At 34.5% G+C, this 24730-nt stretch carries 21 protein-coding genes; 3 read left to right on the top strand and 18 right to left on the bottom strand.

Annotation, left to right across the window (positions count from 1 at the left end; all coding sequences use genetic code 11):
• Positions 1 to 10 precede the first annotated feature (10 nt).
• From WAK64_RS11365 to WAK64_RS11320, 10 genes are all read right to left on the bottom strand, one after another.
• Positions 11 to 325 carry a magnetosome magnetite crystal formation protein family gene (locus WAK64_RS11365; protein WP_336587096.1) on the bottom strand — a complete coding sequence of 105 codons (315 nt, stop codon included), beginning with the start codon at positions 323 to 325 and terminating at the stop codon, positions 11 to 13.
• A gap of 355 nt (positions 326 to 680) precedes the next feature.
• Positions 681 to 3554, bottom strand: a complete 2874-nt coding sequence (uvrA, locus tag WAK64_RS11360) for an excinuclease ABC subunit UvrA (RefSeq protein ID WP_336587095.1) — start codon at positions 3552 to 3554, stop codon at positions 681 to 683.
• A gap of 7 nt (positions 3555 to 3561) precedes the next feature.
• On the bottom strand, positions 3562 to 5556 hold the full coding sequence (uvrB, locus tag WAK64_RS11355; RefSeq protein ID WP_336587161.1) for an excinuclease ABC subunit UvrB: 1995 nt from the start codon (positions 5554 to 5556) through the stop codon (positions 3562 to 3564).
• 406 nt (positions 5557 to 5962) lie between these two features.
• On the bottom strand, positions 5963 to 6193 hold the full coding sequence (locus WAK64_RS11350) for a CsbA family protein (RefSeq protein ID WP_336587094.1): 231 nt from the start codon (positions 6191 to 6193) through the stop codon (positions 5963 to 5965).
• Positions 6194 to 6268: 75 nt separating this feature from the next.
• Positions 6269 to 6904: an HD domain-containing protein gene (locus WAK64_RS11345; protein WP_336587093.1), complete on the bottom strand. Its 636-nt coding sequence runs from the start codon at positions 6902 to 6904 to the stop codon at positions 6269 to 6271.
• A 56-nt stretch (positions 6905 to 6960) separates the two neighbouring features.
• Entirely contained in the window at positions 6961 to 7731 is a 771-nt protein-coding gene (locus tag WAK64_RS11340; RefSeq protein WP_336587091.1) for an alpha/beta fold hydrolase, read from the bottom strand.
• A gap of 141 nt (positions 7732 to 7872) precedes the next feature.
• On the bottom strand, positions 7873 to 8628 hold the full coding sequence (locus WAK64_RS11335) for a (S)-benzoin forming benzil reductase (RefSeq protein WP_336587089.1): 756 nt from the start codon (positions 8626 to 8628) through the stop codon (positions 7873 to 7875).
• 1277 nt (positions 8629 to 9905) lie between these two features.
• Positions 9906 to 10451: a TlpA family protein disulfide reductase gene (locus tag WAK64_RS11330; protein WP_336587088.1), complete on the bottom strand. Its 546-nt coding sequence runs from the start codon at positions 10449 to 10451 to the stop codon at positions 9906 to 9908.
• Positions 10451 to 11014 (bottom strand): MauE/DoxX family redox-associated membrane protein, encoded by a 564-nt coding sequence (locus WAK64_RS11325; protein WP_336587087.1) that lies wholly within the window; start codon positions 11012 to 11014, stop codon positions 10451 to 10453. Before WAK64_RS11325 ends, WAK64_RS11330 begins: the two co-directional genes overlap by 1 nt.
• Positions 11007 to 12791, bottom strand: a complete 1785-nt coding sequence (locus WAK64_RS11320) for an ABC transporter ATP-binding protein (protein ID WP_336587085.1) — start codon at positions 12789 to 12791, stop codon at positions 11007 to 11009. Before WAK64_RS11320 ends, WAK64_RS11325 begins: the two co-directional genes overlap by 8 nt.
• 110 nt (positions 12792 to 12901) lie before the next feature.
• Between WAK64_RS11320 and WAK64_RS11315 the strand changes: the two genes are divergently transcribed.
• Positions 12902 to 13477 (top strand): hypothetical protein, encoded by a 576-nt coding sequence (locus WAK64_RS11315; RefSeq protein WP_336587084.1) that lies wholly within the window; start codon positions 12902 to 12904, stop codon positions 13475 to 13477.
• A gap of 666 nt (positions 13478 to 14143) precedes the next feature.
• Here the strand turns inward: WAK64_RS11315 and WAK64_RS11310 are convergent.
• Together WAK64_RS11310 and WAK64_RS11305 are read right to left on the bottom strand one after the other, a co-directional pair.
• On the bottom strand, positions 14144 to 14683 hold the full coding sequence (locus WAK64_RS11310) for a GNAT family N-acetyltransferase (protein WP_336587083.1): 540 nt from the start codon (positions 14681 to 14683) through the stop codon (positions 14144 to 14146).
• A 280-nt stretch (positions 14684 to 14963) separates the two neighbouring features.
• Positions 14964 to 15713, bottom strand: coding sequence for an alpha/beta fold hydrolase (locus WAK64_RS11305; protein ID WP_336587082.1), 750 nt, complete (start codon positions 15711 to 15713; stop codon positions 14964 to 14966).
• Between the two features lie 356 nt (positions 15714 to 16069).
• Here WAK64_RS11305 and WAK64_RS11300 point away from each other — a divergent pair, with 356 nt between their 5' ends.
• Positions 16070 to 16666 (top strand): ArsR/SmtB family transcription factor, encoded by a 597-nt coding sequence (locus WAK64_RS11300; protein WP_336587081.1) that lies wholly within the window; start codon positions 16070 to 16072, stop codon positions 16664 to 16666.
• 89 nt (positions 16667 to 16755) lie between these two features.
• The gene (locus WAK64_RS11295) at positions 16756 to 18555 is read left to right on the top strand and encodes a M3 family oligoendopeptidase (protein WP_336587080.1); all 1800 of its coding nucleotides are present in this window, start codon (positions 16756 to 16758) and stop codon (positions 18553 to 18555) included.
• A 375-nt stretch (positions 18556 to 18930) separates the two neighbouring features.
• Here the strand turns inward: WAK64_RS11295 and WAK64_RS11290 are convergent, their stop codons facing one another.
• The 6 genes from WAK64_RS11290 to WAK64_RS11265 form a co-directional block, all read right to left on the bottom strand.
• Entirely contained in the window at positions 18931 to 19554 is a 624-nt protein-coding gene (locus WAK64_RS11290; RefSeq protein ID WP_336587079.1) for a GNAT family N-acetyltransferase, read from the bottom strand.
• A gap of 124 nt (positions 19555 to 19678) precedes the next feature.
• Entirely contained in the window at positions 19679 to 19945 is a 267-nt protein-coding gene (locus WAK64_RS11285) for a CD3324 family protein (RefSeq protein WP_336587078.1), read from the bottom strand.
• Between the two features lie 290 nt (positions 19946 to 20235).
• The gene (locus tag WAK64_RS11280) at positions 20236 to 20568 is read right to left on the bottom strand and encodes an HIT domain-containing protein (protein ID WP_336587077.1); all 333 of its coding nucleotides are present in this window, start codon (positions 20566 to 20568) and stop codon (positions 20236 to 20238) included.
• A 450-nt stretch (positions 20569 to 21018) separates the two neighbouring features.
• Positions 21019 to 21765, bottom strand: a complete 747-nt coding sequence (locus WAK64_RS11275; protein ID WP_336587076.1) for a class I SAM-dependent methyltransferase — start codon at positions 21763 to 21765, stop codon at positions 21019 to 21021.
• A 232-nt stretch (positions 21766 to 21997) separates the two neighbouring features.
• Entirely contained in the window at positions 21998 to 22150 is a 153-nt protein-coding gene (locus WAK64_RS11270; RefSeq protein WP_336587075.1) for a hypothetical protein, read from the bottom strand.
• Between the two features lie 771 nt (positions 22151 to 22921).
• Complete coding sequence (locus tag WAK64_RS11265; protein WP_336587074.1) at positions 22922 to 24118, bottom strand: PDZ domain-containing protein; 1197 nt, start codon at positions 24116 to 24118, stop codon at positions 22922 to 22924.
• Between the last annotated feature and the right edge of the window lie 612 nt (positions 24119 to 24730).

The raw sequence follows: 24730 nt of genomic DNA, 5'->3' as shown, positions 1-24730 counted from the left end.
CTCCTCCTTACTACAGAAGTACTTTCACACCTTTATATACATTCCATATTACTATAATCATCACAAATATTAAGTAAATGGCAATTGAACTTATTAGAAAAAATGGAATTCCACTCCCTGTAGCGATGACACCAATATCAAAAAATATGGAAAGTAAAAGAAATGGTACTCCGATAATGGGAATAATATGAGAAATTAAAGCTTTCATAGCATGACCTTTTACTTCTTTATCCGTTGACACGAAAAAGACGACTAACGGAAAAACAAAACCTGCGAAAAAAATGCTAAAATACGATAAGGATGATAATATCTTATTCGTTTCCATCGTTTTCATCTCCTTTATTAATAGGTACGGTTAAACGTTAAAAAAGTTTCGTCGAAACTGAAAATAAAAGAGGCTGGGACAAAACTAAATGTACCATTCTCTAAGCCGAATAATTTATTATATAACAAGAGTTATAATTACAAAAACCGAACTATATTGGAACTCTATATTAGAGTTTTTCATTATAGTTCGGTTTTTCCTTTGGCTGGAATGCTTCTGTCCCAGCCTCTTTCTTTATACCCGTCTGTAACACTATAGTTAAGGGAGAAAGACATCATTTCTCTCATTTTTATGCTTTGCTCCCACCACTAATACTAAATTTCACCTTCCAAACAGGATGCTACAGCATGGTTCCTTACGATGAAACACTTTCATGCTCTAATAGCTTTTTCTTCATTCTTTCACGATCCCTTTGAAGAATAGGCTTTAAATATTTCCCTGTATAAGACCCTATCTTTTCTGCTACTTTTTCAGGAGTACCTTTGGCAATAATTTGCCCCCCTTTGTCTCCTCCCTCAGGCCCTAGATCAACAATATAATCAGCCGCTTTAATAACATCAAGATTATGTTCGATTACTAAGACGGTATCACCGTTTTCTACAAGACGCTGTAAAACAATCAGTAGTCGAGCAATATCATCCACATGTAAACCCGTTGTAGGTTCATCTAAAATATATAGTGAGCGTCCAGTCGAACGACGGTGTAGTTCGGATGCCAGCTTTACGCGTTGCGCTTCACCGCCGGATAACGTTGTCGCGGGTTGACCTAATTCCATATATCCTAATCCTACGTCAGCAATGGTTTGAAGCTTACGGTGAATTTTAGGAATGTTTTCAAAAAAAGGTAGAGCGTCTTCAATCGTCATTTTAAGAACGTCTGCTATGTTCTTCCCTTTATACTTTACTTCAAGGGTTTCACGATTATATCTCTTTCCATGACAAACCTCACAAGGTACATATACATCCGGCAAGAAATGCATCTCAATTTTTATAATTCCATCACCACGACACGCTTCACAACGGCCACCTTTTACATTAAAGGAGAACCTCCCCTTTTTATAGCCTCGTACCTTTGCTTCATTCGTTGTCGCAAAAACGTCACGAATATCATCAAACACACCAGTATATGTAGCAGGATTAGAGCGCGGAGTTCGTCCTATAGGTGATTGATCAATATCAATCACTTTATCTAAATGCTCCACACCTTTAATTTCTTTATATACACCTGGCTTACTTTTAGATCTATGAAGCTTTTGAGCTAACGACTTATGAAGGATTTCATTAATTAACGTACTTTTTCCTGAACCCGATACCCCTGTTACGGCAATAAACATTCCCAGTGGAAACTTGACTCTAACATTTTTTAGATTATTTTCCTTTGCCCCAATAATTTCGACATACCGCCCGTCCTCTTTACGACGTTCTAAAGGAAGAGGAATGAATTTCTTACCAGCTAAATACTGGCCTGTTAATGAATCGTCCATTTTCATAACTTCATCTGGGGTACCTGCAGCGACGATTTCTCCACCATGTACACCTGCTCCTGGGCCAACATCAATTAAATAATCTGCTGCAAGCATTGTATCTTCATCATGTTCAACAACAATAAGTGTATTCCCAATATCTCTCATATTTTGAAGCGTGGCAATTAATCGGTCATTATCGCGCTGATGTAAACCAATGGAAGGCTCATCAAGAATATATAGAACTCCCGTTAAGCGAGAACCGATTTGGGTAGCAAGCCTAATCCGCTGGGCCTCTCCACCAGACAAAGTGCCTGCAGCTCTACTCATCGTCAAATAGTCTAGCCCTACGTTGACTAAAAACCCTAAACGTTCACGAATTTCTCTTAATATTAAATTGGCAATTTTCATGTCCTTTTCAGAAAGTGATAACATCTCGAAGAATTTATCCGCATCTTCAATGGAAAGAATAGTGATTTCCCCAATATGACGGTCAGCTATTTTAACAGAGAGTGCCTCTGGCTTTAAGCGGTGTCCCTTACAGGTTGGGCATGCTTGCTGAGCCATATACTTTTCCATTTGTTCACGAATATAATCTGAACTCGTTTCACGATATCGGCGCTCAATATTGCCGATAACTCCTTCAAATTGAATATGATTTTCTCGAACTTGGCCAAAATCATTCTCATAACGAAAATATACTTGTTCATTTCCAGACCCATACAATATTTTATCAAGTTGATCTGAACCGAGCTCCTTCACTGGAACATCCATATCAATTCCATAGTGATTGGCAACAGCTGATAACAATTGTGGATAATATTGTGAACTAGTTGGTTCCCAAGGAGCAATTGCATGTGATTTTAAACTCAACTGGTCATTTGGAATGATCAATTCCTTGTCTACTTCTAGTTTTGTTCCTAATCCATCACAGCTTGGGCATGCTCCATACGGAGAATTAAAAGAAAACATGCGAGGCTCAAGCTCACCAATTGAAAAGCCACAAATAGGACAAGCATGATGTTCAGAAAATAACAATTCTTCTTCTCCGATCACGTCAATAATCACTCGGCCTTCAGCTAACTTTAATGCTGTTTCTAATGAATCCGCTAACCTTGCCTCTACTCCTTCTTTCACGACTACTCTGTCTACAATTACTTCAATGCTATGTTTTTTATTTTTTTCAAGCTGTATATCTTCACTTAAATCATGCATATCTCCATTAATTCTTACACGAACATACCCTTGTTTCTTTACTTCCTCCAAAGCTTTTACATGCGTTCCTTTTCTTCCTGACACAATCGGTGCCAGTACTTGGAGCTTTGTTCTTTCTGGGTATTCAAGAATACGATCCACCATTTGTTCAATTGTTTGAGACGTAATTTCAATTCCATGATTAGGACAAATCGGTTTTCCGACCCTTGCATAGAGAAGGCGTAAGTAGTCATATATTTCCGTCACCGTTCCAACGGTAGATCGTGGATTTCGACTCGTCGTTTTCTGATCGATAGAAATCGCTGGAGAAAGCCCTTCAATCGCATCAACATCCGGTTTATCCATTTGGCCAAGAAATTGGCGTGCATAGGCTGATAATGATTCAACATAACGACGTTGTCCCTCCGCATACACTGTATCAAACGCAAGGGAGGATTTCCCTGACCCAGATAAGCCTGTTAAGACGACCAGTTTATCCCTCGGGATTGTGACGTCGATATTTTTTAAATTATGAGCCCTAGCTCCTTTTACAACAATATGATCAATACCCATTTCATGGTCATCCTTCCGCTTTTAACTCTAATATTGTATCCCTTAACTGCGCAGCTCTTTCAAAGTCAAGTGCTTTGGCTGCATCCTTCATATCTCCTTCAAGTTGAGTTAATAAATTCTCTTTTTCAGTTTTGGTTAATTTCTTCGTCGCTTGTGTAGCTGGTGTATATTCTGCTGACTCCTCCGCAGCATGCGAGGCTCGTATTACTTCACGAATTTCCTTCTGAATGGTTCTTGGAACAATATCATGCTTTTCATTGTATTCCATTTGAATTTCACGACGACGCTTCGTCTCATCGATTGCTTTTTGCATAGAATCCGTCATTTTATCTGCATACATAATAACGTGACCGTTTGCATTTCGAGCGGCCCGACCCATCGTTTGGATTAAGGAGCGTTCCGACCGTAAAAAGCCTTCTTTATCAGCATCTAATATTGTCACTAAAGATACTTCTGGAATATCAAGACCCTCTCTTAGTAAATTAATTCCTACGAGTACATCATATTTACCTAACCTTAATTCCCGTATAATCTCTATTCGTTCTAATGTCTTCACTTCAGAATGCAAATATTGCACTTTAATCCCTAATTCCTTCAAATAATCTGTTAAATCTTCTGACATTTTCTTCGTTAATGTCGTTACTAGCGTCCGCTCATTTCGGTTTATACGCTCTTGAATTTCATCTACAAGATCATCTATTTGTCCCTCAATTGGCTTGACCTCTATCGTCGGGTCTAATAATCCGGTCGGACGAATAATTTGCTCCACCATTTTCGGACTATGTTCTATTTCATATGGACCTGGTGTGGCGGTTACATATACAAGTTGATTTGTTTTCTTCTCAAATTCATTAAACTGCAACGGCCGATTGTCCATGGCCGATGGCAAGCGAAACCCATGGTCAACAAGCACTTTTTTACGTGCTTGATCTCCGTTATACATCCCGCGAACTTGTGGAAGTGTCACGTGGGACTCATCAATAATCATTAAAAAATCTTCAGGAAAATAATCCAATAAAGTATATGGGGTCGAACCAGATGGTCGTAAAGTTAAATGACGTGAATAATTCTCAATTCCGGAGCAAAAACCCATTTCACGCATCATTTCTAAATCATAGCGGGTCCGTTGTTCTAATCGTTGAGCCTCTAGAAGTTTGTCTTCTTCACGAAGAATCGTTAGCTGCTCTTCTAGCTCTTTCTCAATATTTTCAATGGCTAAACGCATCTTCTCCTCTCTCGTTACAAAGTGAGATGCTGGGAAAATAGCGACATGATCTCGCTCTGCTACCACTTCCCCTGTAAGGGAGTCTATCTCTCTAATCCGGTCTATTTCATCGCCAAAAAATTCAACACGTATACACTGCTCGTCTCTTGATGCAGGAAAAATTTCAACAACATCTCCCCGCACCCTGAACGTACCCCGGCGAAAATCAATATCGTTTCGTTCATATTGTACGTCAACTAACTTATGAAGCAACTGATTCCTCTCAAGCTCCATTCCAACTCGAAGGGAGACGACAAGCTCCCGATACTCTTCAGGAGAACCCAAACCGTATATACAGGATACACTCGCAATCACGATGACATCCTTACGTTCAAATAATGATGAGGTAGCTGAATGTCTAAGCTTATCAATCTCATCATTAATGCTAGCATCCTTTTCAATGAATGTATCCGTTTGAGGGACGTAGGCTTCTGGTTGATAATAATCATAATAACTAACAAAATACTCTACTGCGTTGTCTGGGAAAAACTCCTTGAACTCACTATAAAGTTGTCCTGCTAATGTTTTATTATGAGCAATAACTAAAGTCGGTTTCTTCACTTTCTCAATCACATTCGACATTGTAAAAGTTTTACCCGTACCAGTTGCTCCTAACAAGGTTTGATGACGCTTCCCCTCATTGATGCCTTCAACAATCTTCTGAATTGCTTTCGGTTGGTCTCCTTGAGGTTGATATTTAGATTTCAACTGAAAATTATCCACTGTACTGCCTCCCATCTGCGTCACCGCTTCAACTAACGCGTCCATTTTAAACAATTGATTACGCTTTCCACTTTATTCTCATTTTACCACAAAAGAAACAGGATAAACCACCAAAAAGCGAACGTTTGTTTGATTTTTTATAAAACTACTTATAATGTTAGATTTACAGTCGCCGTCCAGTTTTTTTGTTCGTACAATTATGAACGAAATCCTCTTTTGTATAGGCTTTTGCCTTTTTAAGCAAGCAATTAAAGACACCATTTATCACTTTCGCCCAACATATGCGCAATAGAAAAAGCGAATTATCCCTATTGCAAGGATAATTCGCTTTTTCTACTTCAGAGTGAATAAAGTCTTCCCGATAGAACATTCTTTTTTTCAATAATAAAAGTGCTTAAGATGGAAGATACGATCCTTCTTCTTAAGCACTTTTATTCGCATTAGTCCTCATTCGATTAGCGCTCCAAAAACCCGCCGTTAATGAGGCTGCATCGACAACGATTAGCAACCATGTATCAGTGTACCCTTTATAGACAGAAGCTGCTATTAGGGCAACCGTTAAAAGGAGCGCAACAACGTGATTAAACGTAACCCTTGCAAAAAACATAACTAATAACCCTGGTAAGAAAATGGCTAAAAGCAACTTGGTCATTCAGATGGTCACTCCCTACTTATTTCCACCTTTCATCTTACCTTATTCCTGACATGGTGAAAAGGAATATTCTCGTTAAGAGCGTTCAATAATCTTTTTGGTAATCAGCCTTAATTCGTTTTGTGGAATAAATTTCTCTGATAGCATGTCCGGTAAAACTTCCTCTAAAAAATAGGTTACTGAGGTTAATTCCTTAAATTTCAATATTGTACTGAGTGCTTCTTGATAAATCTCGAAAAATAATGGTTCTGGATTTCCTTTTTGAATTTCACCAAACGATTCATATAAAAGGTCAATTTTATCAGCGACTGATAAGATATTTCCTTCTAATGTATCATCTTTTCCCTCTTGGAAGCGGTGCATATATACCGCTTGATAAGGTAATGGAATTTCTTTTTTTACAAATTTATCTGCCATTTCCTCCTCCACTTCACTAAATAATCGTCGCAGTTCCTCTGAAGCATATTTTACAGGTGTCTTAATATCTCCAGTAAAGAGTTCCGCATAATCATGATTTAAAGCTTTTTCGTATAACGTTTTCCAGTCCACTTTTTGTCCTTCAGCTTCTTCTACTGTCCCCAAAAATTGAGCAATTTTTGTCACTTTAAACGAATGACTTGCAACAGAATGCTCATCATACTTGAACTTCCCTGGACAACGATAAATTTTCTCTAAATCGGATAAACTTTTAAAATAATGGTGAATTCCCATAGAACCTTCCTTTCTGTAATAATACCCCTTATAGTCAGTGAATGTTTTTCTTTTAACTATGGTGAAAGAAGAGATAATTTCTTTATAAATTGTTGAATTGCTTCATTACATTGCTGAGGAAATTTCGACGGAATTTCATGCGTTCCGCCTTTAATAAAAACTTTTTGTTGCAGGATATTGTCTTGATAAAACCGTGATTGATTGTTTACCCAATCGGCTTTCTTACCGTATACGAGTAGTAATGGGAAACAAAGCTTATGTATCGTTTCAGTTCCATTATAATGATAAGACTGCTCATAGAAATATGACCAATTTGGAACATATGATTTTTTCATATGATTTTCCAGCTTTGCCTTCACGTCAGAGTTCGTGCTATGTACCTTGGCTAAGAGTGACATTAAGCGATTAGGATGATGCTTTAACATATAGATTCCTAATTTATGCATTACTTTTAAACGTTTATCTACTACCTTTGGATACCCACCTAATAAAATCATTCCTTTTACTTTATCTGGAATACGTTTACCTAGCTCTTGTGCAATAATGCCACCAGCAGAATACCCGCATATGAACAAGGAGGAAATTCTAATTTCTTCAATAATGTGAACCAACTGTTCAACATACTCTGTTATTGTAAAAAGTACTTTTCCACCACTATCTCCATGTCCCCCTAAATCAGGCATAACTAGTTGATAGGATTCCCTCAACACTCGTTGTTGATAGAATATCTCCCTACCCAATCCTGGAGGATGAATCAGTAATAAGGGTGTTCCTTCTCCAATCACTTCATAATAAATCGACGTATCCTTTACTAGGCATCTTGGCATAGACATTCCTCCTTCATGTCCCTAGCATGCCACGTATTTCCTTTTTCCATAACGACAATGATGCGACACAACAATCTGCCTATTTAAGAAAGAACGTAATCAATTTCTTTTTACAAAAAAACGGATGATTATTCATCCGTTCTACAGTAGATCGTTAATTTTGTATACTTTTCCCGTTTCTAATGATTCACCCGTCATTAGTTTGGCTAGTTTTTCAGCTACAAGGTTAGGCGTTCTTAAAATACTCTTCTCTTTGTACTCTTTAAACTTTTCAACATCCTTAAAATTGTCCTTTGTCGCTGAGCGAATTTCTGTCTGCATTTCCGTATCCATCACACCTGGGTTAAAGGAAATGAACACAGGCTTTTGCTCCCCTTCTGTCTGCTCTAATGCGGCTGTTTCTGTATATAAATCAAGTGCAGCTTTCGTTGGTCCATAAACACTCCAACCATGAACAGGGTGATTGGCAGCACCAGAAGTAATATTCACGACGATTAATTGTGTTGAAGTATTCTGAAATACGGCTGTAAACATATTGTTAATGAGCATCGGAGCCAAGATATTTATATGAAGACTTTTCTCTAATTCTTCAGATGAGATCCTTCCTATCTTCTCAATAGGACCGACGACTGCTGCATTATTTACAATATGAATAGTACTAGCATTTTGCTGTAATAATTCCTTACTAATGCTAGAAAATAATTCTTCTGTTTCTTTTCTGTTTGATAAATCACATTGGTACTGTTCAAAAACGGCCTGGTTTTCTTTAGCAATCTGTTCTAGCTTCTCATTTCTTGTTCTAGCAACAGAAATAACCTTCATTCCATATTGAAACATTTCAGTGGCAAGAGCAGCTCCTAACCCTTTTGAACCTCCTGTAATAATGGCAACTTTCATCGGTACCCTCCTAAAACTAGTATGCTCTGAGTATAGCTAGTGACCGTGTGAGAATCAACTATCCTGTTCGTTCACTTTACTTGTTACCTTCTTTATAGGAACGAAATCCCCTTACTTAAGAATCCTTTCATTAAAAAATGTCCATATTTCAATAAGATGAGCAACACTTTCAAATGTACTCTCACTTAACAAAACTAATTAAGCTTATATTTACCGAATAAATTTTATTTTCCTCTTTATCAACATGCTTCTTTATTTAATGAATTTGGATTAACCACCATCCAGTCACAAAACAAATTACCGCCTATAATTATCGATGAAATCAGGTATTTCTATTTAAGTATTTATTTAATCTATCAAATTTATAATCTATCTTATTGCTTCATTTATCTTTCTTACCTATTAACAATTGAATAAATAAATACCAAATTAGACATATTGTATTTTATTTCTAAATATGTTGACATTATCCAATAATGGATTATAATAGTGTATGAGTATTATAAATAATCAAAAAATTCAGATTGGTTATGTGTTTTTTTGATTGAGGAACTCTACTTAATTTCTTTCATCACCTATGTATGTCAAAGGAAGTAAAACCACTACCGTTATTAATAGTTTTATACTATTAATGATAAATACCATACGCTAAGGAGGTGAAAAATATGCAATTCCTACCATGTGCTGATCCAGCATTCCACAGTTCAAGAACTTACTGTGCCTATGATTCTAGATGTTTCGAATTCTTTAAAGATCATGCGAAGTGGAAAGAAGTTTATGACAGCCGTACTGGCGATGTTTGCCGTGATTATGTAAGTGACTGTCCTTGTTAAGTCTTTATACATATCTCGGAAACAAAAAGAGGAGGGCACCAATGCTTTCCTCTTTTTGTTATGAATTAATATAGATAAGCTTGCTTACTCCCCTTTCTCACCTTCAATGTATTCAACTATCCCATCATTTTATTAATGAAGTTATTACGTTTAGACGTATGACGTACTTGCTTGGTGCAAAATCGGATGATGCTTATAATGACTAAACAAACGAGCGACGAACACTACTTTCCTCTAAATAAATGAATGAAGAATTACTAAAATAATTTTTCTTATATACAAACACGTATAAGAAGCTACGAGTTGATACAAAATGACTATTTTGTACAAACAAACTCAATATTAGCATTTACTTATTTCTACCAGAAGAACAGTTTCACTAGGTTTCTTTCCAACACAAAGAAGGCAAAATTAACTACTAGTAACGTTAATTTTGCCTTCCCTTTAGCTAACTAATTTATTTTTCTCTGTAATTAACATATTTAATAGACTATTAAAATTGGATACCTTATTAGTCATTTTTATCTTTCCTTTTTCAATCAACACTACTGTTGGTGTTACATAAACATAGTAGGACATAGAAATATGAGAAGCTCTAATATACTTTACACTGTCTGGAAGTGCTTTCTTCACTTCACTGTCATCAAATACTTCATCATTATTTATCGCAACAATATTTAAATCATAGTTTTTTACGATAATATCTAGCTTATCGATAATAGCTTTACACGTATGACACTTAGTGTTCATAAATAGTAATAGCGTGTTTTTATCATAAAATTCTTTTTTAGACACAAATCTCTTGCCACCTTCATCCATCACTCGAAACATCGGGGCTTCTTCTCCTACATTTAACGTGTCGAATTGCACTCCTTTTAGGCTCTGGATTTGTTTAAGAAAATTACTATTATACTTTAACATATAATATAAAATCCCTAATGTGGCTACGAGTATTACTAAAATAATGGAAAGCAATATACTATCTAACATCAAAATTCCTCCTTAACATTACTAAAATACTCTAATTTTTCTTTCAATCTTTTAACTAACTTGATTTGTAGTGAAAATAAATTAATCACTCCATACAACAATAAGATGCTTAAACTAACTAAAAAAGCATTTAATAAGTCAGCCCATTGATAGTGAAGAGGATCTAAAAATAGTAAGGAACCTCCTAAAAGTATTAACGATAAATTCCTAATAAGGAGCATTGAACTCAGCCTATCATTTTCTAAAGGACCTCCACACCCACAAGATATTAATGTATTTCCACGATACAAATTAATCGCGATAGCCCCCGTATACATACAGATTAATAATACAAAAATGAATAGGTTAAGTAAGGAAAACTTCATTAATAAAAAGACGAACACTAAGTAGAGTTCAATTAGTATAAAAAAATAATTAACTGGCTTTACTAATTTTTTTGGTAATAATCTATATTCCTCCACTTTACTTACAAATGCATGCCAATTTCTAACTTTATCGATTAATGAAAAGAGAAAAACTAGTAATAGTATGTAACTTATAATTGGTATAGCAAGGTTATCCAACAGGCACGCCTCCTTCTTTACGAGCTAAATAGTCTAATTGTCTATTGTACAGCTTGAAATACTGCCCTTTCTTACTTACAAGCTCTTCATGCGACCCCCTTTCTTTAATCTCGCCATCTTCCATTAACAATATTTCATCGGCTAACATAGCAACGTTAATCCGATGGGTAATATAAACAACACCAACATCTTCCATTTCATTAAGAAGGTTGTTAATGATTTGGAATTCACTTTCAGGATCCATTGCTGACGTAGGTTCGTCGAGAAAAAGAAAATCTGTTTCTTTAAACATGGCCCTTGATAAGGCGAGCTTTTGCCACTGCCCCCCAGAAAAATCTTTACTGTTTCCAAATGACCTACCGAGAATCGTGTCATATTTATCCGGAAGCATTTGAATATGATCATTTATTCCTGTCTTTGTCGCATAGTAAACCATTTTATCTAGGTTTAAATCTTCCACATTCGAAATAGAAATATTTTCCTTGATAGAGAAATCATATTTATTGAAATCTTGAAATAATACACTAATATTTGCTCTAAAATCCTCTTGGTTAAGTTCCTCTAAATGGTATGAATGATTAATTTCAACCATTTTACTTGTCTCATAGAGTCCAATCAAACATTTGATTAATGTAGTTTTTCCGGAACCATTGTTTCCAATAACGGCTATTTTCTTTCCCCTTTGAAGAGATAAATCAATATTTCTTATCGTCTCTTGAACATTATTCGGATAGGTAAACGAGAGTCCCTTCGCTTCAATTGACTCAATGATAGGAAGAGACCTTTTCTCAACAGTCTTTCGCTCGTATTTAGGTGAGAATCCTTGAAATTCCTTTACATGAAGAGCACTTTCGTAAAAGGTCGATATATTGCCTGTGAGGTTCGGAACAATTCCTTGTAAAGTTTGTATGGCTTGTAGTACTGCTGCCAAGACTCCAATTGTAAGCAGCTCTTTATACATTAAGTAATACACATATCCTCCAGAGGCTAAATAAGAGAATACTAACACAATGTTTGAAAGAAAGAGCCATTTCGTTTGTTTAATATCTAAGCGTACTTTTTCCTTTGAGCTTTTCACAAAATTTTTTTCCCACTTATCAACAAAATACGTTTCTAGATTATTTATTCTTATTCCTTTTAATGACTCTCTTCTAATTAGTAGGTTCTCGAGGTAGCCATTCATTCTGCCGATTTCTGTTAGTTTTCTCATTAATTCATACCTTTGTTTTCCATTCTTTACCTCAATGATGTAAAGAGGGAGTACCATAATAATTAACAATAGGATGAACAGTATGTCTATATGAAGCAAATACCACATAACTGTAACTAAAGAAATAGAGGATTGAATGATTGTTAAACTACTATCTACTACATTAAGCATATTTTGTTGACCGGAAAAAACTCGATAATAACTATTCTGAAACTCTGGATTTTCATATTCAATATAAGGCACATTGCGTGATTGGAGAAAAATATATCTCTTTGAATAAACCTCAAATTTATAGCTCATAATTTTTTTCAAAATATCTGTTAATCTGTACAATACAAACGTTAGAAAACTAGTAAATGCTAGACCAAAAAGATAAATAAACACAACGGTATCCATCGTATTGTTCGAAACGGATGTTGCAATTGAGTCAAATAATTTCTCAAATAACCATATATTCAATAACGGGACAAAGCCCAATCCGATCTTTAATAATAAAATAATAAATAATAAAAATTTACTCGCTTTCCACACCGTACGATAACTATACGTCAAGCTCTTTAATACCATCTAATTCCCTCTTTTGTATTTTATTACTAATAATGTTGACAGCTTCCAAATGAAGTATATAATAATGTATGAGTATTGTAAATACTCTAAAAATTTAGACGAGGGATAACATGAATAATAATGAATTTTTTTCTATTTTAATTACATCTATTAATTTCTTTTTCGTTTTGCTTTCTATCATCATTGTCGCTTACTTATTACATAGATTGATCACTTGGATGATAAAGTTTAATGAATGGCAGAAATCCGTTGTGGAAAGTGAAAATAGCCCTAATTTTGCTAACCATAAAAAGAGGCTTTTAAATCTTCAAATCCCGGACGTTCTTGTTAAAAAACCAGGAGAAGAAGAACAAAGCCTTCATCATGTCATATCCAAAAATAACTATTCCTTATTTGCTCTATTAAATAAATCATGCATTCACTGTAGTATCAATTTTGAGGAATTTTTTTCTCTCTCAAATGATAATGTGAAATTCAATTATTTTGTTTTGTTCCAATCAGATGAAGAAGAGCAAGCAAAACAATTTCTAAAGTTATACAACAATAAAATTGATGTTTATTTAGTAGAGAAGGAACTTCTAACTACATTAAAGATTTCTTTTTTTCCTGCCTTTATTGTTTTCGATCAACAGTATAGTGTAAAGAAAGCAACTCCTATTCCATTCACTGCTATAAATAGTTTATAAAACTTTGTGTAACACCTTATCGCGATTAAAAGTATACCTATTTTGTTTTGAATGTTCCTGAACCAGGCTTCTTCGGTTGAGAAAGATGCTTGTCAGGCTGGAACAGATTGTACTGTTGGGTCCTGCCCTTCCAAATCTTTTTACATATTTTATTTGTTTTCAAAAACACCTATAAGAGAAAAGAGAAGGGAATGTCCCTTCTCTTTTCTTGTGCAAGGATTATCACAATTGAAGTGAGGATGTACCTAAGCGTTACTCTGTTACCCTTGGAATTATTTTTATAAAGGAATCCAACATTGTTCTCACTCTTAGTCACCCTTATTTACCACAAACTGTTAGAATGATGTCACCTACTGTTAGTTTGGAACCTCAATCACATAATCACCAGGCTTAATATTGTTTCGGTATATCAACGCCAAGCGATTTGTATCCTTCGGAATTTCATACGTTAATAATACATACGCTTCCCCAGGAGAGCCTAACCAAACGAATCCCCTAACTTTCCATCCGTTTTAACGTAAAAATCTACCGCTGTCATTACTAACAGTGATGGAGTATCAATTATTATTTTTTGATGCTTTTCATTAAATTAAATAATTTTAAGTGAACATATTCCAAGGAAAATGAATAATAAAAGGGACACTTCTCTACCTTGATTTCATTTGTTTAATATAAATAACCTAATAAATCTAATTCCCCAGCTTGCCATTTTCTATTGCCCACTTCTTTAATCATCAGCCCCTCTATTTTCTCATGCCCTATTCCATAAATTTTTTGATTTTCGTCGTCTATTTTCAACCATTTGCATCTATTTCTAACTGGTTTAAATCCAGCTTTCAAGTACAAGTTTTTGTTATCCGCAAACAAGAGTATAAAATCTACAGCTTTATGCTTACAAAACAAATCTATTTTAGCCAGCAGTAATGAGCCTATTCCCTTTGAACGATCATTTTTTGCTACACATAAGTCTATTACTCCAAGGACCTTTGTTGGTTCTCCATTTAAGTTCATCACTCTATAATCTAACCCAACGTGACCAACAAGTTGACTATTATCATTAAATACAATAAACCGAAAATGTGGTAACTGCTTGAAGTAATACCTATCCTTTGGGTAATCGTCTGAAAAACATTCTACTAATAACTGTTGTAATTCTAGTCTCATTTCATCTTTTAAATCATATTCCATCACTTTTTCAACTCTCAAGTTACCATCTCCCTGTGAACCTTATATCTTCCACTTTACGTTGAAACTTTCTTATTTCACAACATGTTTCTACATAAGATAGAGAACTTCATCAAAAACAAAGAGAAAGAGAAGCCATTTTGAAAAAAATAGAACCAAAATGCCTTCTTCTCCTAATAATTATTGACTTTTTTACTATCAATTATTTTTAATCTGTCGTTTCTTCAATTGTTCCCTATTACGGAAGATGGTCCTACATTATTTAGGTAATCATTTTTGATTTGAATTCATTCTAGAAATTTCATAAACTATTTTTTACTTCATCTACCATTTCCTTAATCACTTTCGTAACAGCCTTTGGGTTGTCAACATGAACAGCATGTCCAGCGTCGTCTACAATAATATGTTTACTATTTGAAGATAATTTCGCTAAATCTTTTTGAAAGGTCATCCAATATGCCCAAGCTTCTGGAGTATGATGTGGTTGTGTACCACCAGTTACAACCGTAAGCGGAATATTCCCTAGTGATTTAACAGTCCTAACTTGTTTTAAACTTTCTTCAAATTCACTAAGAGAACTTTCGAATTGAAAACCACTGTAATAATCTTCTTGTAACTCTTTAGTCCATAAAGGGACCATTTTTTTATTTTGGTCTTCGTGACATGAATCAATTAGAATTACTCCAGCAACTTCTTCTGGATAGGTATTTGCATATAATCTTACATTTACTCCTCCATACGAGTGACCTACTAATATATAGGGAGGTTTTATCTCTACTTTTTGAAGTAAATTTCTAAGATTTACTATATTTTGCTCACTATGTTTATTTTGAATTGTATCCTCGCTTTTACCTACATTTGCTCGATCATACATAAACATATTTGCAAACTTTGAAACATCCTCTCTTATTGGCTGCCAATTGCCTAACTCCCACCCAAATCCAGAATCAAATACTATTGTTAAATTATTATTGGACTTATCAATATATTCATAATATAACTCTGTCCCTTCAACCTTTACCTTGTGAACATTTACTTTAGTATCCATCATTACCTCCTGAAAAATATGTTTACTAGATAAAACGGAAATTATGTTATTTTTACAATACTCCCATCTATCTTAACAACATTTTTCTCAAATTCCTATTATAGGAACAAGAAGTTATACCATTATTTTTCCCCATTTTTAAAGAAAAGGTAGGAATGAATTCTCTCCTATATTCACTCATCAAGTATCCCCATTAACGATAAACCCAGTAAGTTTTTTCCATACTTATTAAATTAACAAGTTAATTAAGTGGTAATTTAATTTACATATTTCCCTTATTTTCTCAATTGTATTGTTGTAATATGGAAAAACATTTGTTAACGTTAAAATAAATTTGAACGTTAAAGGAGAGTTGAATAGTGTCTTCCAACAGTATATTAATGATTAAAACGTATGAACAATTAAAAGCGATTAGTGATCCTTTAAGAATCAGTGTTATTTCCCAAATAGCTCACAAATCCAAAACTGGGAAACAAATCGGCGAGAGTTTAAACGTCTCCGCACCAAAGATCCATTATCATTTAAAGGAACTAGAGAAAGTTGGGATAGTCTACATTGAAAAAATAGAGCTGTTAAATGGAATTGCTCAAAAATTTTACATCACATCTGGAACAGATATCGTGATAGACCCAGAGCTTATTCCTCATTTGAATGAACTTAAAGAATCTATTCGAGCATCAATTTATTCCATATTATCTAAGTCAAAAGCGGAAACTCTCTCTGCACCGGAGGAATCATTTTCAGTTACGTCAGGTGAGTATATGGACTGGCCAATCATTTCTATTCAAACCTATGTAAATATTAATCGCGACCAGTTTATGGAGTGGAAAAAAAAATATCATAATCTATTAGATGAATTGGCCACTTTAGAGAAGAACAATAAGGGAGAGAAAACTAGATTTTTCATTTCAAGTGTGGGATTTGAAGCTTCAACAGAAGAAGGAGAAAATCAATGATGACATTATTCAGAAACTCGCGTTTTATGAGACTACATAGTTAATGGCGCCAATGTAAAAACATTCTTATCAAATGGGGGGAATGAACTATGGAAGAAATCATTAGTCAAAATTGGGACTTAGATCGGTTATATTTCGGTGGAATTCACCATGACCAAGTAAAAGAAAAAATGATTCTACTAAACGATGAGATTAATGAATTACTAAAGAAAGTACAGGCGTATAATGCTTCTAATGGAAGAGGAAACATAGATAGGTTAAGTGAAATCCTTCAAGAGGTTCAACAAGTGATGAGTACGTGGGAAGAGCTAGATGACTTTTTAATCTGTCTGCAATCTGAAGACGTAACAAATGTAAATATGTCTAATTTGATGTCCTTTTGCTCAGAGATAAAAGTAGATTTGATGTCAGTTCAAGGAGAGTTAGATCAATCATTATTGAACCTTTCAGAGCAATCCTGGCAAAATTTTATCCAGCAAGAAAGCATAGAACCAATTCGCTTTTATTTAGAAGAAAAAAACAATGCAGCAAAAAGTCGCTTATCTCTTGAGATAGAAAACATAATAAGTGCTTTATCCATTAATGGTTTTACAGCTTGGGAGGATCATTATGAACAGCTAATTAACCAAGTAAAAATCCCTCTTCAAGTTAATGGAGAAGAAGAGCTTGTACCGTATGGTCAGGCGTTACATCAGTCAATGTTCTCTAACGAACGGAGGGTACGCCAACAAGCTGCTGAATCCGTTCAAAAAGTATTTGGAAAAAGTGCGGATTCATTCTCCTCTATATTAAATGCTATAGCAGGCTACCGATTAAAGATGTATGAACAGCGAGGGTGGCCTATGTTAAAAGAGACATTGAATCAAAATCGAATAAGTGAAGAATCGTTACATATGATGGTTTCAACAATAAAGCAACATCATAATATGGTTGGAAAGTTTATCAAACGGAAATCAATGATTGATAAACTTGAAGATATCGCTTGGTATGATATGAATATACCTAGCTTTACGTCAGATAAACAAATAACATATGAGGAAGCAAAAAGACTCATTATTGCACAATTCCATCAATTTAGCCCAAAGTTAGGGGAATTTGCCAAAAATGCGTTCGAAGCAGGTTGGATTGAAGCGGAAGACCGTCCGAATAAGGCAGTACAAGGCTTTTGCGCTTCAATGCCACTTTCGAAAGAGAGTAGAGTATTCTATACGTTTAGGGGAACATATCAAGATGTTGTCATATTAGCGCATGAACTTGGTCATGCCTATCATAATGTTATATTACACGAAGAGCCGCCTTTTGCTCAGGAAAAAGGGACAAGTGTGGCAGAAACTGCCTCTACCTTTATGGAAAACTTTGTCCTTGACGCTGCGATTGATCAGACAAAAACTAGGAAAGAAAAATTAACTTTGCTGGAAATGAAAATCTTAAACGGACTAACATACGTGGCAACCGTTCCTGCGATGTTTGAATTTGAAGTTAAGTTATATGAGAAACGGAAAATAGGATTCGTTACGACAGAAGAAATCAAAGCTTTGATGTTGCAATTAGAAAATGATGTGTACGGTGGACAGATTAAGGAAATTGATTTGTATAAATGGATTTATATCCAACATTTTTATAGTACGGAAAAAGCCTTTTATAATATTCCCTATACGATTGGCTACCTATTTAGCAACGGGATTTATATGATGGCTAAAGAAAAAGGATCGCTATTTCAAAAACAGTTTGATCATCTATTACGTAATACAGGAAGAATGACTGTAGAACAATTAGCTTCGGCTTATTTAAATAAAGATCTTAACAAAAAAGACTTCTGGGAAACTTCGCTCAAGCCGTTAGAAGAAGCTATTGAAGAATATCTTGTATTAACAGAAGAAATGATATAGGAATGGTAAAGCTTCGTTTCTATTTTAATGAGAGAAAATTTTATTACAAAGATTAGAGTAATAAAGGAAAAAGCTAATAAACTTAAATAAGGTGTTAGCTTTTTCTTATTCAAATATTCTCTCCTGACGTAGAGCATATAGTGAGGGCTTTGAAGTGTCTATTCCAAATACTCAGCAATTCGTTTATGGCTTCGGTTAACATCAGCATGATCTTCCATTGAGAGCTTCTTTGGCTGTAACTTATATTCCCCTCATCTATTTGTTCCTCTTCCTCAAAATAGAGAATTCTATAATATTTTACTCAGACACTTTCCTTGGTTATCTACATTAACGATATTAATCTATTTCATATGTAAACCTATACCATTCAATCTATTATGAATCGAGCCACTCTGACTTATTCAATACATAGTGACAGTAAAGATCATCTTCTATTTTCGTTTGGCACAAATAAGTGAATCCACATTTTTGAATAACTTTATTTGATGATACATTGTGAAGTAAAGCTACTGCATTTATGACATCTACATTTGTATTTGTAAACAAATAGTTAATTAAACCTTTAGACGCTTTAGTAGCGTATCCTTTTTTTTGATACTCACTCGAAACAGCATACATAATTTCTCTATTTGGTAAAGGAAGCTCCTCTTTAATGCCTGTACAGCACCAACCAATAAATTTATGATTTTCTTTAATAAATATTCCTAGTTTTAAAATATGTTTATCTAGATTTAATTGCTTTTCAACTGCACCAAGAAAAGCTTTATTTGCTGGTATTTCATAGTTACTTACCCAATCTAACCTTTGTTCTTTTGTTGATTTCCAGTCTGGCAAGAATTTCACTATTTCGGACTGATTCGAGATTTTGTAAATACTATTTACATCATGAATAGAAAACTCTTGAAGATAGATATCTCCGCAATCTATTTTAAATAATTTCTCTGAACTCTTATAATTTAAATTTATTCCTTCCATTAATTCACCTACCGACTTCTTCATTTCTCTTTGGCCTCTTAATATTCATTTTAAGAGTAAATCATTTATTAGGCTACCTAATAAATGATTTAAAAAAATTTATAGGAAAAGCTACCTGACTCTAAACAGAGCTAGGTAGCTAAATTTCCTACTTATGTTCATACACAATTTTTTCAATACTCTTCTTTGAGAGATAATAACTTTTTGCTAAGGTAGATATAGACTCTCCTAGAGTATATTGGCGAATTATTTCTGCATTTCTTTCTTTAATCTTTTTTCTAGTACCATTTTTTGAACCCCAAGAACTTCTTTTCCCTTCTTTAACTGGAATGTAAATACATTCACCATCTATATAATTCTGTATCATTTCAATAAGTTCATCGGGAAGAACATTTTTAGCTTTTTTGTATACCATCTCTTTACTCCTCCTTATTTTTAAATAAGAAATAAGCAAAGACCGCTACAAAAGTTCTTTTAACATTAAGAACATTAAGCAACTAATAGCAACCTTTGCTATTAGTTAGAAATTAATTTTCTCATAGTAACACCTCGTTTAAAAAATAGTATAGTTCTTGAATAACCCTCATTTTAAAAAGAAGAACATTATTTCTTTCATAATTTACAGTTTCAGAATTTTACGTCCATCTTATAAATACGCGCACATTTCTGAAAACTTGCAGTATAATCTTTTCTTTAATCCCATCACTACCTCAACGGTTTACCAGAGACAATATGCCAATGGAGATGTTTCGAGTCTTGATAATTTCCTAGGTTTGTTATTACTCTACACGCACCTTTTTCCTCTGTAACCATTGACGCCACTTGTTTAATTACCCCGAGTAATTCAAGTAATAAATCATTATCGCTCTCCTCTAATGTAATGAGAGATGCTATGTGCTTCTTAGGTATGGCAACAATATGTGTGGGGTAAAAAGGCCTTGTATGATAATAGGCCAACACATTTTCTGTCTCTAATACCTTCTTTACTTGTGTTTTACCACTTAAAACTTCATCACAATAAAAATCTTCAGTTGTCATCGTTCATAACCTCCACCATACTCTAAAATGTTGCTCACTTACTCAATACCTATCCTTTCAAAAACCTTATTGAGAGCCAATGATTAGTTAGCATAAGAGAAAACACGATAGTAGATTATCCCGCCAATCCCTATAAAACGAACTTAATACGAATACCCTTACAATCGCGACAAAATAAACCCAGTACCGATAAAAATGATAATAAATGTTATTATCAAGGGCCATTTAGGCGGAGGGTAAGCGATAATACCTACAGCTAAAATAAAAAAACACTTAATAGTTCCACTAATCTCACGTCCCTACACAACGGAACATTTATGTACGAATATCATTGTATAATAGTTTCATGCTTCAATTAAATGAATTCTGTACCAATAATTTGCCATAATAGTAGGAACATCCTTCCTTACTACGATAACGTATGGCTCTAATACTCTCTACTTGAGGAAACTATAACTTTTGACTTTTGATAATAACAGATGTAGGAAGTGCTTTCGCTTTTTCATAAGAATACCATCTATTTGAGTCCCTTTGAATATCTTCCTTAGTTAAACGAACATCCTCAATCATTCTTTCAATTTTAAATCCATTATTGATTAATGTATTAATATATGTACTTATTTTATATTGTTGCATCACTGCGGGCTCGCTCCACGCCTCATGATAGTAAGAACCTTCTTCATGATAAGATTTATTAAATAATAGAGTACTGTTTTCATTACTTACACGGTTATAAATGGGGTGTTCCCAACTAAAAATAAATATGCCACCCTTTTTTAAGTATTGATTTACATTGGCAAATGTTTTATCTAGATTAGTCGTCCATCCTAGTGCATAAATAGAAAAAATAATGTCAAAATGGTTAGTGGGCAAGCCTGGATTATCTTCCATTGGCGACTCAAATAAATGTACTGGTGAATGACAATTCTTTAATACTGTTTTAGCTGCCTCAATCTGTTTTTTTGATAAGTCCAGCCCCCATAATTCACCTGCATTTCTTTGATCCATGTATCGTAAAGAATGTCCACTGCCACAGCCAATTTCTAATACGTTTAAATTTGTAACGTCTCCAAATAAATTTAATTCATCCTCACTAGGTGCCAGTGGCCCATAATCTGGTAAAGGATTTCTACCAAAAAAACGATGCGCTGCTTCATCCCAACTTTGCTTATTAATTTCAAGATACGTTTTATCCATTCCTTAAACCTCCTAAACAATCACAAGAACATATATTCTATTAAAAATCATCATTTTCCTGCAATAACTCTTTATCTTTTTAAATAGGATAAATATCCGGTCCACTTCATAAAGAATGGGCACGCTTCTTTTCCCTGAAGCGCACCCGATTGACGAAGCTTGAATTCAAGATAACTGCACTAAACTCTTCAATAAAAGCTTCCGAAAATACAATATTAACTCATCATTATTTTTACACTTTGTATAGTGTTCTTATGTCCACCATTAAACCAAACATCCAAATCATAAAAACATACATTCTTTGGGCATATCCGAAGTGTACTCCTACAAATAAGGAATCAGAGGCATCCTTTTCTTTTTCTAACATTTCTGCAATATATATCATATTATTTCCTATACCATTGTTTTGAAACTTAATGAGTATATATAAAATCATTTATTTGAGGGATATTCTTTGAGGCAAACGATTCTATAATACAATTGACCAGTATAGTAACGTATCCGGTAACTTGTTGATTTACTTCAGCAACGATTATTTCTAATTCTTTATTTAACTGTTGAAACAGAGCTAGTTCCTATTGGCCTTCAACTCTTCAAATGAATGTCTAATGAACCTCTTTTCTCGGCTACTACCATAAAAAGAAAACTAATGAAATAAGTTATACTGGTGACTCCAAATAAAGCAAAAATTCCGGGGGTACCACTTGTATATAAACTAATTGGTAATGACCACAAAAATGCGATTACCATTAAGCTTCTTTTAAGTTTTATAGCAGCTATAATGGCTAAACAAGCAGGGAGAAACAACATTAAAAATGTAATGATCATCGGTTCAGTTTGGTTTAAATTTGAATAAGGATTATAAAAGTTAAATACAATCCATAAAATTATGCTTGAGAACCCTCCTACTACCCCTAATATTTTTGATATATTTCTAATTTTAATCACCCCTTATTTCTGAATGGTCGCGGTATTTCACTTAATAACAATTATCTCAAAATTCCATAATTTACACAATATACCCCTTTTCTAGTATACCTTAACCGTTCTTTTATTCATAAATGTACACAACACCCTCTTTTAATAGACCAAAAAAACAGGTGATTGCACACCTGCTTGTTTGTTTATCCTTTTAAACAACCTTGAAGAACTCCTATTAAGCTCTCTCTGCTTGCTCCCATTGTTTATCTTCTTTTGGAAATAGTATACCTAACTCGTGGTGATCGCCTTCATAAAGTGCTCCCTTAACAAAACGAATTTGTTGATTTATATCGAGCACTTCTATTTTACAATAGGCTCGATTTTTTTGAAGTGCATCATAAAAACTCTGTTCATCCTTCACATAAAATCCATTTACTTTTTCAATAACTTCTCCAATCGTAAGCCCGAGCTTATCTGCTGGTGAATTTGGAATGACACCAAGTACCATCATTCCTTTATCTTGAGGAGAGAAAAAATATGGGCGGTTATCCTCTTGACTTCGTTGCTTCAGCGCAACCCATTCACGACCTACGATGGCAACAGCAACAGCAAGAGCGGAAAGCGTTGGAGACACATATCCACTTGCAGCAGCGATTCCAACAAATCCTCCTAACCAAAATACTTGTTTACCCGTTTCCTTAATTGCCCGCTTCGGTAATGTTGATTGAATTCGTTGATAAAAACCGATTGGAAATGGTAAAAGAATAAGTAAAAACGATTGTTCCCCAACTGTGGCAATTGGCCACCAATCAAATGGGAGAGAAAATCCTTCACCAGGAATAAGAAGGAACATCGGTAATAGCCATAAGCGCTTAGAGATATGAGTACCCACTGTCAACCCTCTCGTACTTTTCGTAAACTGGGGAGACGTTTGCTTAGCACCATTCAACTGTATAATTAATCCTTCTATTATTAGTAACAACGCTAATAAAACCGTCATTCCTACCAGTTCTTCCACATTATGGCCTGTAACTGTTACATTAAAGACAGAAAACTCCCACTGAAAATAATCCATTATGACAAGAATCAAATAGCTTGTCCCTATCGTATAGGCTGCTGATACGAGACGAAGTTTAGAGGATATCATCAAGATGAACGTGATCGCTCCCATAACTACTATCGCACTAAAAGGTATCGACACTCCTATTCCAAGTGTGATGAGAGAACCGACTACTCCTAAAACAATCCCGATTGGTAATAAAAACCGCAATTCTTGGTACATATCGTATATACGTACATGGAAATCTCTTCGCTCTCGTTGAATACGTAAATAACCCACTAGAAAAACGACGACAAAAGATAAATAGAAAAGCGGATGAAGAAATAGCTTACTTGAGCCACGCAATAGCTCCATTACCAATTGCTCAGTCATAAAACTCCTCCTTTCTGATGAATTCTTGTTAGTTTTCTTGTTATCTTCCATTTTATCAAATCTCTTCCGAGAAACGTATACTAATTTTCATCAAATGTCTTTAGGTATTTCGACAAGGCGCTTCAAAATTCCCCTGGAAATACAGTCAACTGCTAAAACTTTCGCAAAGTTTGGACTATAGCAACAAATCTCTCACCTTTAGCGCTCCTCACTTCTTTAGTAGTAATTTTTAAAAAGGTGATATATAGAACAATAATACTATTGGAATATAGGTATAATAGTTCCTAATAGTAGAATAACTTATTGTGGAGAGTATGGGACTTTGTGATGAGTGGGAGGAGTAGAATTAAAGGAGGTAGTTAAGTGCGATAGAATGTTCTATTGATTTACAATAAAGAGACGAACCAATTATTAATATGCAAACGATTAAAAGATCCTTAAAGACTTACATAACTTAATTGGAGGAAAAATACTAAATTTGTTTCTTGGTTGTGGAACTCTACAAATTAATCAAGACAAGGAGTAATCGACTTTTTCTTTATTAGTTCTATCATTATACTAATAGGAGGTTAACCCGTTTCCTTTTTCCGCCTTTATAAAGAATAAATATAG

Source organism: Bacillus spongiae (assembly GCF_037120725.1).
GTDB classification, from domain to species: domain Bacteria; phylum Bacillota; class Bacilli; order Bacillales; family Bacillaceae_K; genus Bacillus_CI; species Bacillus_CI spongiae.
This window is presented reverse-complemented; position numbering and strand designations above follow the sequence as displayed.